This is a genomic window from Nocardia sp. NPDC058518, from assembly GCF_042719655.1.
In the GTDB taxonomy this organism is placed as follows: domain Bacteria; phylum Actinomycetota; class Actinomycetes; order Mycobacteriales; family Mycobacteriaceae; genus Nocardia.
Window position 1 is genome coordinate 276,435 of record NZ_JBHXNJ010000007.1, and the last position, 10,298, is coordinate 286,732.

The 10,298-nt window shown below is 66.1% G+C and carries 14 protein-coding genes and 1 riboswitch; of the genes, 5 read left to right on the plus strand and 9 right to left on the minus strand.

What is annotated here, in order from left to right; genetic code table 11:
* Positions 1-77: 77 nt before the first annotated feature.
* Positions 78-1,196 (minus strand): SPFH domain-containing protein, encoded by a 1,119-nt coding sequence (locus tag ACFWPX_RS15965; protein ID WP_378922338.1) that lies wholly within the window; start codon positions 1,194-1,196, stop codon positions 78-80.
* 12 nt (positions 1,197-1,208) lie between these two features.
* The gene (locus tag ACFWPX_RS15970; protein ID WP_378922340.1) at positions 1,209-1,427 is read right to left on the minus strand and encodes a hypothetical protein; all 219 of its coding nucleotides are present in this window, start codon (positions 1,425-1,427) and stop codon (positions 1,209-1,211) included.
* A gap of 121 nt (positions 1,428-1,548) precedes the next feature.
* Here ACFWPX_RS15970 and ACFWPX_RS15975 point away from each other — a divergent pair, with 121 nt between their 5' ends.
* Together ACFWPX_RS15975 and ACFWPX_RS15980 are read left to right on the plus strand one after the other, a co-directional pair.
* A complete protein-coding gene (locus tag ACFWPX_RS15975; RefSeq protein ID WP_378927986.1) occupies positions 1,549-2,175 on the plus strand; it encodes a DJ-1/PfpI family protein in 627 nt (208 codons plus the stop codon).
* Positions 2,172-2,621, plus strand: a complete 450-nt coding sequence (locus ACFWPX_RS15980) for a MarR family winged helix-turn-helix transcriptional regulator (RefSeq protein ID WP_378927987.1) — start codon at positions 2,172-2,174, stop codon at positions 2,619-2,621. The genes ACFWPX_RS15975 and ACFWPX_RS15980 overlap by 4 nt, the downstream gene beginning before the upstream one ends.
* Before the next feature lie 67 nt (positions 2,622-2,688).
* On the opposite strand, the gene ACFWPX_RS15985 is transcribed toward ACFWPX_RS15980, so the two are convergent.
* From ACFWPX_RS15985 to ACFWPX_RS16000, 4 genes are all read right to left on the minus strand, one after another.
* Positions 2,689-3,237, minus strand: coding sequence for a YceI family protein (locus ACFWPX_RS15985; protein WP_378922346.1), 549 nt, complete (start codon positions 3,235-3,237; stop codon positions 2,689-2,691).
* A gap of 26 nt (positions 3,238-3,263) precedes the next feature.
* Positions 3,264-3,875, minus strand: a complete 612-nt coding sequence (locus ACFWPX_RS15990; RefSeq protein WP_378927988.1) for an FMN reductase — start codon at positions 3,873-3,875, stop codon at positions 3,264-3,266.
* Positions 3,872-4,960, minus strand: coding sequence for an LLM class flavin-dependent oxidoreductase (locus tag ACFWPX_RS15995; protein ID WP_378922350.1), 1,089 nt, complete (start codon positions 4,958-4,960; stop codon positions 3,872-3,874). The genes ACFWPX_RS15990 and ACFWPX_RS15995 overlap by 4 nt, the downstream gene beginning before the upstream one ends.
* Before the next feature lie 77 nt (positions 4,961-5,037).
* Entirely contained in the window at positions 5,038-5,796 is a 759-nt protein-coding gene (locus ACFWPX_RS16000; protein ID WP_378922383.1) for an HAD-IIA family hydrolase, read from the minus strand.
* 158 nt (positions 5,797-5,954) lie between these two features.
* Here ACFWPX_RS16000 and fgd point away from each other — a divergent pair, with 158 nt between their 5' ends.
* Complete coding sequence (gene fgd, locus ACFWPX_RS16005) at positions 5,955-6,965, plus strand: glucose-6-phosphate dehydrogenase (coenzyme-F420) (RefSeq protein ID WP_378927990.1); 1,011 nt, start codon at positions 5,955-5,957, stop codon at positions 6,963-6,965.
* A 99-nt stretch (positions 6,966-7,064) separates the two neighbouring features.
* Positions 7,065-7,409 carry a hypothetical protein gene (locus ACFWPX_RS16010; RefSeq protein ID WP_378927991.1) on the plus strand — a complete coding sequence of 115 codons (345 nt, stop codon included), beginning with the start codon at positions 7,065-7,067 and terminating at the stop codon, positions 7,407-7,409.
* A gap of 180 nt (positions 7,410-7,589) precedes the next feature.
* Here the strand turns inward: ACFWPX_RS16010 and ACFWPX_RS16015 are convergent, their stop codons facing one another.
* From ACFWPX_RS16015 to ACFWPX_RS16025, 3 genes are all read right to left on the minus strand, one after another.
* Positions 7,590-8,798 (minus strand): O-succinylhomoserine sulfhydrylase, encoded by a 1,209-nt coding sequence (locus ACFWPX_RS16015; protein ID WP_378927992.1) that lies wholly within the window; start codon positions 8,796-8,798, stop codon positions 7,590-7,592.
* Positions 8,799-8,808: 10 nt separating this feature from the next.
* Positions 8,809-9,225, minus strand: coding sequence for a rhodanese-like domain-containing protein (locus ACFWPX_RS16020; protein WP_067450341.1), 417 nt, complete (start codon positions 9,223-9,225; stop codon positions 8,809-8,811).
* Between the two features lie 17 nt (positions 9,226-9,242).
* Positions 9,243-9,362, minus strand: a riboswitch (SAM riboswitch).
* 45 nt (positions 9,363-9,407) lie between these two features.
* Positions 9,408-9,866: a hypothetical protein gene (locus ACFWPX_RS16025; protein WP_378922357.1), complete on the minus strand. Its 459-nt coding sequence runs from the start codon at positions 9,864-9,866 to the stop codon at positions 9,408-9,410.
* A 189-nt stretch (positions 9,867-10,055) separates the two neighbouring features.
* On the opposite strand from ACFWPX_RS16025, the gene ACFWPX_RS16030 reads away from it, so the two are divergent.
* A partial coding sequence (locus ACFWPX_RS16030) for an NAD(P)-binding protein (protein ID WP_378927993.1) occupies positions 10,056-10,298 on the plus strand: 243 nt, incomplete at its 3' end.

Consider the following 10,298-nt stretch of genomic DNA (forward strand, 5'->3'; position numbering starts at 1 on the left):
CGCGCCCCCTCGCCCCCCTCGGGGGGGGCGCGCGGGCCCCCCCCCCGCCCCCCCGCCCCCCCCCCCCGACTCGACCGTCAGACCTTGTCGACCTCGTCGTTCGACAGCGCCTTCTGGTCGTTCGACAGCGCCTTCTGCAGGGAGTTGAACACGGTCAGCCCCTGGCCGACCATGCCGTTGAGCAATTCACCGACACCGTCGGGGCCGTTGAGGACCGTGAGGTTGGCGCCGGCCAAACCGTGCGAGGCCTGCTTGACGATTTCGGGAAGCTGCTCGATGAGCATCTGGTCCAACGCGATTCGGTTGTTGGACGCCGCCGCTTCGGCCTGGATACGAGTGCGGTCGGCTTCGGCAACCGCGAGGATGCGGACTCGTTCCGCCTCTGCCTCAGCGGGTTTCACCACTTCGGCTTGAAGCTGCTGTTCGCGGAGTTCGGCGTTCTTGCGGGCCTGCTCGGCCTGGGCGTGCAAGACGGCCTGCCTGGCGATGGCATCGGCGAGCGGGCCCGCCTGTGCCGCTTCGGCATTGGCCTTGTCGATGTCGCGCTGGTACTGGGCTTTGAGGATCGAGGTTTCGCGTTCGTATTCGGCGCGACGGCGCAGCGATTCCTGTTCGGCTTCGGCGGAGCGCTGGGAGGCTTGGGCCTGGGCGATCTGGGCATCGCGCTGGACCGCCGCATTGTGCGGTGCGGCAAGGGCATTGATGTAGCCGAGGTTGCCGTCGTCGATGGATTGGATCTGGAACGAGTCGACCCACAGGCCGATATTGCTCATCTCCACCTTGGAGGCGATGAGCACCTCGTCGGCCAGCTTCTGACGTTCGCGGATGATCTCCTCGACGGTCATCGAGCCGACGATCGAGCGCAGGTGACCGGAGAAGATGCGGCCGGTCAGCACCGACATCTCCTGCTCCTGCTCGGACAGGAAGCGTTGTGCCGCATTGACGATCGACTGGGTGTCATTGGCGACCTTGAACGCGATCACCGCACGCACATCGAGCTGGATGGCCTGCTTGGTGACGCAGCGCTCGCGGATCTCGGACTCGAACATGGCCAGCGACAGGTAGCGGACCTTCCGGAACAGCGGCACCACCCAGGTGCCACGACCGATGACGACCTTGAACGGGGTGTCGTCCTTGGTCTTGGCGCCACTGACCAGCATGGCTTCGTCGGGATCGGGAACGTGATAGCCCAGCATCGCGGGCCCCTTTCATTCAGAGGGAAGCGGTATCCAAGTGACCACGTCGACCAGGCGACCCGGGTGGACCGCGACGATCAACACGGTGGTCCAGGCGGCGATCGGCTCATCGGCTCGGGCGAGGTAGAGCTCAGTCCCCCCGCGAATCGAGACCAGCACCTCACCCAGTGCGCCCGCCTCCCGAATCGGTGACGTGATGGTGCCCGTCATGCCCTGCACGGAATCGGCCATCGCGGGTGAACCTCCCTGTCTCGCACCGGATGCCGTCAGCGTACGGAGGGTCGGCTACAAGCCGGTAGCAAAATTCTTATTGACAGCATTCTGTCAAACATGACAACATACTGTCATGTCGATGAAAACAGTTCACGTAGCCGTCTACGACACCCTCGCCGACTGGGAAGTGGGGGCCGCGACGGCGCACATCGCCAACGGCAACTGGCACCGGGAGCCCGGAAAATTCGAGGTCGCGACGGTCGGCCTCACCACCGAACCGATCACCACCATGGGCCGTCTGCGAGTGACACCCGACCTGGCCGTCGCCGATCTCGATCCCGCCGACAGCGCGATGCTGATCCTTCCCGGCGCGGATCTGTGGCTGGGCGAGGACCTGATCGCGTTCGCGCACAAGGCAAAAGAGTTCGTCGATGCCGGAGTACCGGTGGCCGCGATCTGCGGCGCGACCTTCGGACTGGCCACAGCGGGCCTGCTCGATGATCGCGCGCACACCAGCAACGCGGCGGAATTCCTGGTCTACAGCGGGTATTCGGGCGCGCGGCACTACGTCGAGGCGCCTGCGGTCACCGACCGTGACGTGATCACCGCGGACGCGATGTCGCCGTTCGAATTCGCCAGAGAGATCTTCGCGCGTCTCGATCTGTACGAACCGCATGTCCTCGAGGCCTGGTACAAGCTGTATGCGCACAAGGACCCGGCCGGGTACGCCGTGCTCGCCGAATACGAAGGGATCCACGCAGCTTGAACCCCGAACAGGACCTGCTCGACGGCGCCGCCCTCACCGTCTTCCGGCTCAACGGTCAATTCCTGACCATCGGCGACGGATTGTCCGCGCCTGCCGGAATCTCGGTGGCCTGGTGGCAGGTGATGGCCGCCGTGCAGGACCAGCCGCAGCCGGTGGCCGGGATCGCCCGCGCGATGGGTATCACCCGGCAGAGCGTGCAGCGGATCGCGGACCTGCTGGTCGGCAAGGGTATGTGCGAGTACCGGCCCAACCCCGCGCACAAGCGGGCCAAGCTGGTCGCGATGACCGAGGCAGGCGAGGCCGCCATTCGTCGGATAAATCCGCAGCACGCGGCCATGGCGCACCGGCTGGCCGAGGCGCTCGGTCCGGCCGAGTTCGCCGCGACGGTCGCGACCCTCCAGCGTCTCGCGGCGACTCTCGACACGATCATCGCCCACGAGGACTAGCCGCGGTACACAGCGGCCGACGCCCCCATCACCGAACAGGCGATGGGGGCGTCACGTCGGTGACGGGTCAGCCCTGGAGGACGGCCTCGATCTCGAGGGTGAGAGTGATCTTGTCGCCGATCACGGCGCCGCCGTCGGGCAGCGGCATGTCGATGTCGAGGCCGAAGTCGCGGCGCGAGACCACGGTCTTGGCTTCGAAGCCGGCGACCTGGCCGTTGCCCATGCCCGGGCTCACGCCGACGAACTCGACCTCGAGGGTGACCGGCTTGGTGTTGCCGCGCACGGTGAACTCGCCGTCGACGACGAAATCGCTGCCCTCGCCACGGAACCCGGTGGACTTGAAGGTCATCAGCGGGAATTCCTCGGCGTGGAAGAAGTCGGCGGTGCGCAGGTGGCCGTCGCGCTGGGCGTTGTCGGTGGTGAGGGAGTCGACGCGGATCTCGGCCTGTGCGGTGGCGGTGCCGTCCTCGGCGATCACGAGGGCGCCGTCGAAGTCGGTGAAGCGGCCGCGGACCTTGCTCACCATCAGGTGACGTACGGAGAAGCCGACGGTGGAGTGGGTGGGGTCGATGGCCCAGGTGCCTGCGGTGAGTCCCTTGGCGATGGCGGTGGTCATGTGTACTCCTTGTGGATGGGTGTGGATCAGTGGGAGAGATTTGCTGCGAGTAGGTCTTCGAACGGGGTCGTGTCGGTGTAGGGATCGGAGGGCCGGGTAGCGGTTGCGCCGAGTAAGAGCGCACTGAATTCGATTGCGGCGCGATCTATTCGGTTGTTCAGCGCCTGGTCGGCACCGTGCGCGCCCCAATCGGTCGAAGCCGCGTAGACCGCGGTGGGGACGACGATCGAGCGCAAGTAGGCGAACAGCGGGCGCACCGCGTGTTCGAGGGCGAGGGAGTGGCGTTCGGTGCCACCGGTGGCACCGGCCAGCACGGGCATCGCGGCCAGCGAATCCGGTTCCAGCACATCGAAGAACGTCTTGAACAGGCCGCTGTAGGAGGCGCTGAAGATCGGCGTGACGGCGATCAGACCGTCGGCGGTGACGACCTTGTCGATCGCCGCCCGCAACGACGGCGCCGGGAACCCGGTGAGCAGGTTGTCGGCGAGATCGCGGGCATGATCGCGCAGGTCGATGAAGTCCAGCTCGACCTCACCGCCCAGTTCCCGTGCCGTCGCGGCGGCCAGCCGGTCGGCCAGCAAGCGCGTGGACGAGGGCTGCGACAGCCCGGCCGACACCACGGCAATGCGGGTTGTCATGCGGTCAGCTCCTTCGTTCGCGCGGCCAGCAACGACGCATGCGTTGGCGCGTCCGGCACATGAGCGGGGCGTCGGGCCGCGAATTCCTTGCGCAGCACCGGAATTACTTCCTCACCGAGCAGGTCGAGCTGTTCGAGCACCGTCTTCAACGGCAACCCGGCGTGGTCGACCAGGAACAGCTGGCGCTGGTAGTCGCCGAAGTGCTCGCGGAAGGTGAGCGTCTTCTCGATGACCTGTTCCGGGCTGCCCACGGTGAGCGGGGTCTGTTCGGTGAAGTCCTCCAGCGACGGGCCGTGCCCGTAGACGGGCGCGTTGTCGAAGTAGGGGCGGAATTCGCGGACCGCGTCCTGGGAGTTCTTGCGCAAGAACACTTGTCCGCCGAGTCCGACGATGGCCTCGTCTGCACTGCCGTGCCCGTAGTGCTCGTAGCGACGGCGGTACAGCTCGATCAGCCGCTTGAAATGGTCGGTGGGCCAGAAGATGTGGTTGGCGAAGAAGCCGTCACCGTAGTACGCGGCCTGCTCGGCGATCTCAGGGCTGCGGATCGAGCCGTGCCAGACGAACGGCGGCACATCGTCGAGTGGACGCGGTGTGGAGGTGAACGACTGCAGGGGCGTGCGGAACTTGCCTTCCCAGTTCACGACGTCTTCGCGCCACAGCCGGTGCAGCAGAGCGTAGTTCTCGATGGCCAGGGGGATGCCGTCGCGGATGTCCTTGCCGAACCACGGATAGACCGGGCCGGTGTTGCCGCGGCCGAGCATCAGGTCGACCCGGCCGTCGGCCAGGTGCTGCAGCATCGCGAAGTCCTCGGCGATCTTGACCGGGTCGTTCGTGGTGATCAGCGTGGTCGAGGTGGACAGCATGATGTTGTCGGTGCGGCCCGCGATATAGCCGAGCATCGTGGTCGGCGAGGACGGCACGAAGGGCCGATTGTGGTGCTCGCCCATCGCGAACACATCGAGCCCCACCTCCTCGGCCTTCTGCGCGATCGCGACCATCGCCTTGATCCGCTCGGCCTCGGTGGGGGTGCGGCCGGTGGTGGGATCGGTGGTCACATCGCCGACGCTGAAGATTCCGAACTGCACGGGCCCTCCTTTGGTTGCCATGGCAACTATAACCAGGGCAGGGGGTAACCTATTCCGGTGAGATGCGGATCACATGGCTACTCGGCGAACGGGCGGCGCGTCCGGCCGATCAAGTCGGCGATCGAGTCCACCACCATGGTCGGACGGAACGGGTAGGCCTCCACCGAGGACTTCGTCGAGATGCCCGAGGTCACCAGCACCGTGCGCAGGCCTGCCTCGAGGCCCGCGATCACGTCGGTGTCCATCCGGTCGCCGATCATCACCGTCGACTGGGAATGCGCGCCGATCCGGCGCAGCGCCGAGCGCATCATCAGCGGATTCGGCTTGCCGACGTAGTACGGCTCCTTACCGGTGGCCCTGGTGATGAGGGCCGCGACCGAACCCGTGGCGGGCAGGACACCGTCGCGCGAGGGGCCGGTGGCGTCGGGGTTGGTGGCGATGAACTTCGCGCCGCGATCGACCAGGCGGATCGCGGTGGTGATGGCCTCGAAGGAGTAGGTGCGGGTCTCGCCCAGCACCACGTAGTCGGGATCGCTATCGGTGAGCACGTAGCCGATCTCGTGCAGCGCGGTGGTGAGGCCGGATTCGCCGACCACATACGCGGTGCCGTTGGGGCGCTGGTCGTCGAGGAAGGTAGCCGTGGCCAGCGCCGAGGTCCAGATCGACTCCTCCGGGATGTCGAGGCCGGTGTGGCGCAGGCGGGCCTGCAGGTCGCGCGGGGTGCGGATCGAGTTATTGGTGAGCACCAGGAACGGGATCTCGTTGGCGCGCAGTTCGGCGAGGAACTCGTCGGCGCCGGGGATCAGCTGATCCTCGTGCACCAGCACACCGTCCATGTCGGTCAGGTACGACAAGATCTGCTCATCCTTGGTGGTCACCAGTTAATTGTCCGCTATAACCCGGCGTGGCGGGAGACGAAACGGCATGGGCGCGGACGCCGGACCGCGCGCTAGTGTCGTGTGGCAGGGGTCAACTGACGACAGGAGTGGCTGGAATGGTCGATCTCAAGCTCGGGTACAAGGCATCGGCAGAGCAGTTCGGGCCACGGGAGCTGGTCGAACTCGGCGTCGCCGCCGAACAGCACGGACTCGACAGCGCGACCGTGAGCGACCACTTTCAGCCGTGGCGCCACGACGGCGGCCACGCACCGTTCTCACTGGCCTGGCTGGCCGCCGTCGGCGAGCGCACCGACCGCATCCAGCTCGGCACCTCCGTACTCACCCCCACCTTCCGCTACAACCCCGCCGTGATCGCGCAGTCCTTCGCCACACTGGGCTGCCTGTACCCGAACCGCGTCATGCTCGGCGTCGGCACCGGCGAAGCCCTCAACGAGATCGCCACCGGCTACAAAGGCGAATGGCCCGACTTCAAAGAACGTTTCGCCCGCCTGCGTGAAGCGGTGAACCTGATGCGCGAACTGTGGACCGGCGAGCGCACCGATTTCAACGGCGAGTACTACCACACGGTCGGCGCCTCGATCTACGACGTTCCCAAGGGCGGAATCCCCGTCTACATCGCTGCCGGCGGTCCGGTGGTGGCCAGGTACGCCGGCCGCGCTGGCGACGGCTTCATCTGCACCTCGGGCAAGGGCATGGACCTCTACACCGAGAAACTGCTGCCCGCCGTTGCCGAAGGCGCCGCGAAGGTCGACCGCAATGTCGCCGACATCGACAAGATGATCGAGATCAAGATCTCCTACGACACTGATCCCGAACTCGCACTACAGAACACCCGCTTCTGGGCCCCACTGTCGCTGACCCCCGAACAGAAGCACGACATCACCGACCCCATCGAAATGGAGAAGGCCGCCGACGCCCTCCCGATCGAACAGGTCGCCAAGCGCTGGATCGTCGCCAGCGACCCCGACGAAGCCGTCGCCCAGATCAAGCCCTACCTCGACGCAGGCCTCAACCACCTGGTCTTCCACGCCCCCGGCCAAGACCAACTCCGCTTCCTCGACCTCTTCAAGCGAGACCTGGCCCCCCGCCTGCGCGCCCTGGGCTGAGACCGGTCGGCTCAGATCCCTGGCCGGGCGCCATTAACGGCGCCCGGCCAGATATCGATCCATGGTCACGAACACCGGAACGACACAAGGAAATGAACCATGGGATTGTGGATCGGTAGCCCCGCGCTGAACGCAACCGAGAACGTCGTCTGGCAGAAACTTGCCAATCGAACGCAAGGTAAGAGGGCCGTCGGCGGACGCCTCCACCTGACCGAAACCCGACTGCTCTTCGTGCCCAATCACCTCGACGCGATCACCGGCGGCAAGCGCTGGGAAGCGCCCCTGACCCAACTGCGCGCCGTCGGGCAGCAAAGCCCGGACGGCGGCCTGTTCAGCGGCGGCCTCCGCACTCGTCTGCGCGTCGACACCGACGCCGGAACCGAACTTTTCGTCATCGCTCCGATCGACGAGGCGATCGCGATTCTGGACGCCGCAAGGCAGTGAATCCGTGCGCAGCGGCTTGGACGATCTCACGGTGGTGACCCACGACAAGAACATGGCCACCGTCGCGGGCCACCTGGGGTTCGCGGTCTACGACCCGGTCCGGTAGGCGATCCACGAGTCCGACGTCGACCTGCCGAGCGGGGATCGTTGCGACAGGTCGACTCGCGACATTCGGACGAACTAGCTCAGGGCGTGGTCGAGGTCGCCGAGGAGATCTTCGAGGTCTTCCAGGCCGACCGAGATGCGAACTACCCCGTCGGACAAGCCGATTGACGCGCGTCCCTCCGGGCCCATGGCTCGGTGGGTGGTGGTGGCGGGGTGGGTGATCATGGTTTTGGCGTCGCCGAGGTTGTTGGAGATGTCGATGATGCGGAGGCGGTTGAGGACCTCGAAGGCTTTTTTCTTGCCGTCTTCGCCGTTGAGGGCGAAGGTGACGACAGTGCCGCCGCCGGACATCTGGTCCTTGGCCAGTGCGTGTTGTGGATGTGATTCCAGGAAGGGGTATTTCACCCAGTCGACCGAATTCTTGGTCTCCAGGAATTCGGCCACTCGCAGGGCCGACTCGGTGGCGTGGCGGACGCGCAACGGCATCGTTTCCAGGCCCTTGAGCAAGGTCCATGCATTGAAGGGGCTCAGGGCTGGGCCGGTGTGGCGCATCAGGGTTTTGACGGGGCCGTCGATGTAGTCCTTGGCGCCGAGGATGGCGCCGCCGAGGACGCGGCCCTGGCCGTCGATGTGTTTGGTGCCGGAGTAGACCACCACGTCGGCGCCGAGTTCGAAGCCGCGCTGGAGCAGGGGGGTGGCGAAGACGTTGTCCAGCACCACCTTCGCGCCCGCGGCGTGGGCGAGCTCGGTGACCTTGCGGACATCGACGAGGGTCTGCATCGGGTTGGCGGGGGTCTCGAAGAAGACGGCCTGGGTGGGCACGGAGAGTGCCTGCTCCCACTGGTCGAGGTCGTCACCGTCGACGAAGACGGTTTCGATGCCCCAGCGCGGGAGGATCTCGTTGCAGACCACGAAACAGGAACCGAACAGACTGCGGGCGGCGACGAGCCGGTCGCCCGCCTTCAGCAGCGCACCGAGCGCGGTGAACACCGCCGACATGCCGGACGCGGTCGCGAAGGCCGCCTCGGCGCCGTCGAGCAGGCGGATGCGCTCCTCGAACATCGCCACGGTCGGATTGCCGAAGCGGGAGTAGACGAAGTGCTCGACGTCGCCGGTGAACGCGGCTTCGGCGGCTTCGGCACTCTCGTAGACGAAACCCGAGGTCAGGTACAGCGCCTCGGAGGTCTCGTCGAAGCCGGAACGGCGCAGGCCACCACGCACGCCGAGCGTGGCGGGACCGACGCCTTCGGGCAGTGGCTTGTCGAACGAACCACCGGTGATCATGCTTTTCTCCTTATGCCTGACGCCACGGCAGGCCGACCGCGCGCCAACCGGTGCTGCCGCGCTGACCGAACGCGTCGGGTCCACCTTCGAAGCCGTCGAGCACGTTGTAGGACGGTGCCACGCCCGCCGCCGTCGCCAGGTTCGCCGCGTGCGCGGAACGCTGACCCGAGCGACACAGGAACACCACCGGTGCGTCGTCGGGGCGACCGGCCAGTGCCTGCTCGAGCTGCACGCCGAACTCCGGGTTGCGCGTGCCGGTGCCGTCGACCCATTCGATGAAGTGGGCCGGGCGTTCGATGGAACTGGTATCGGGAATGCCGATGTGTGCCCACTCACCTTCGGTGCGCACGTCGACCAGCACGGCGCCGGGATGCTCGGTGAGCAGCTCCCACGCCTTCTCAGGGGTGATGTCGCCGGCGTAAGTCATGTCGATCCTCCTGCGTGAATCCGCTCTTGCCGTGCCGGAAATCCCCGAACACACGGCCAGGTCGTCACCCGGAGCACCCCACCGCGGAGGAGGGTTGCCGACCAGCGAGCCGGGGCTTGACGCTGGCACTCATGACCTTGCGATCTGAGATTGCCTCGGCACCGGTCATCGTGTCAAACGATTCAGAAGGTGCACACCAGCCACGCGCTGTCGACGCGGGTCAGTTTCCAGGTGTTGGTCGACGGATTGCCGTTCACCACGAGGGTGGCGTCGATTTTGGCGCGGTCGCCGTTGACGGTCGCGTTCTCGAAGCCCCTACCGTCGATCGTGACAGTGGATTTCGGGCCACCGAGCTGTTCGCCGAGGCCGGATTTCTCCTCGTCGAACCCGGGGCAGGCCACACCGGTCGGCGGACGGAGGTCACTGCGCGAGCGTGCGTCGATATAGTTGGTGACGGCGGCCGCGAGACGGTCGGCCTCTGTGACATTTTTCTCAGCGGGTGAGAGCAGTCCGCCCGCCACGATGCCGATGAGCACGATGATCGCGATCACCGCGGCCGCGACGAACGGGACGATGGAACGCTTGTCGGTCTGATCCACCACTACGGGCTGGTCATCCGAGCCTGTTTGCTCCTCGTTCATGCTGTAATCCTGACAGACCCGTGCGGGCAGCTACACCGCGCGCCGGGTGACCGCAATGCCGCAGCTAGAATCGCCATGACTGCGGGCTGATGCCAACTCGATGACAGCTGCCAGCAAGCGGGATTGCCGACTTAGCCTAAGCTAAGTTGACGCCGTCAAACAGTTCTCGACCAAAGGGTGCGCGTAGAAATGACCGAACAGAGTGCAGCGACTCGCCCACTTCGCATTGCGATCGTGGGTGCGGGACCGGCCGGTATCTACGCCGCCGACGCCTTGATGAAGTCCGATGCCGACGTGAGCATCGACCTCTACGAGCGCATGCCCGCGCCCTTCGGCCTGATCCGCTACGGCGTCGCCCCCGACCACCCCCGCATCAAGGGCATCATCACCGCCCTGCACAAGGTCCTCGACAAAGACCAGGTCCGCCTGCTC